Annotated in this window: 1 protein-coding gene; it reads left to right on the forward strand. The window is 69.2% G+C overall.

Going from position 1 to position 448, the window contains the following annotated elements; genetic code table 11:
• Nucleotides 1-3: 3 nt before the first annotated feature.
• Nucleotides 4-448, forward strand: a 445-nt coding sequence (locus tag EN857_RS33305; protein ID WP_281036050.1) for a sigma factor, incomplete at its 3' end; no start/stop codon positions are given.

Here is a 448-nt window from a genome sequence, read left to right on the forward strand (position 1 = left end):
GGATTGATCGCCAACAGAACCATCGAGGCCGTCTGGCGGATCGAGCAGCCGAAGCTCACCGCCAGATTGGCACGCACCCTCAGGGATGTCGGGCTGGCCGAGGAAATCGCGCAGGACGCCTTCGTGCTGGCGCTGGAGCGCTGGCCTCGCGACGGCATCCCGCGCAATCCGGCCGCCTGGTTGACGCAGGTCGCCAGGAACCGGGCGCTCGACCGGCTGCGCCGCACCACCATGATCGACGGCAAGCATCGCACGCTCGCCATCGACCTCGCCGAGCTGGAGCGCGAGATGCCCGACATCGAGACGGCGCTCGACGAGGATATCGACGACGACCTCTTGCGGCTGATATTCACCGCTTGCCATCCCGTCCTGCCCGCCGAGCAGCGCGCCGCGCTGGCGCTGCGACTCCTTGGCGGGCTGTCGACGCCGGAGATCGCCCGCGCCTTCC

Origin of the sequence: Mesorhizobium sp. M4B.F.Ca.ET.214.01.1.1 (assembly GCF_004791545.1) — a bacterium.
Classification (GTDB): Bacteria; Pseudomonadota; Alphaproteobacteria; order Rhizobiales; family Rhizobiaceae; genus Mesorhizobium; species Mesorhizobium abyssinicae.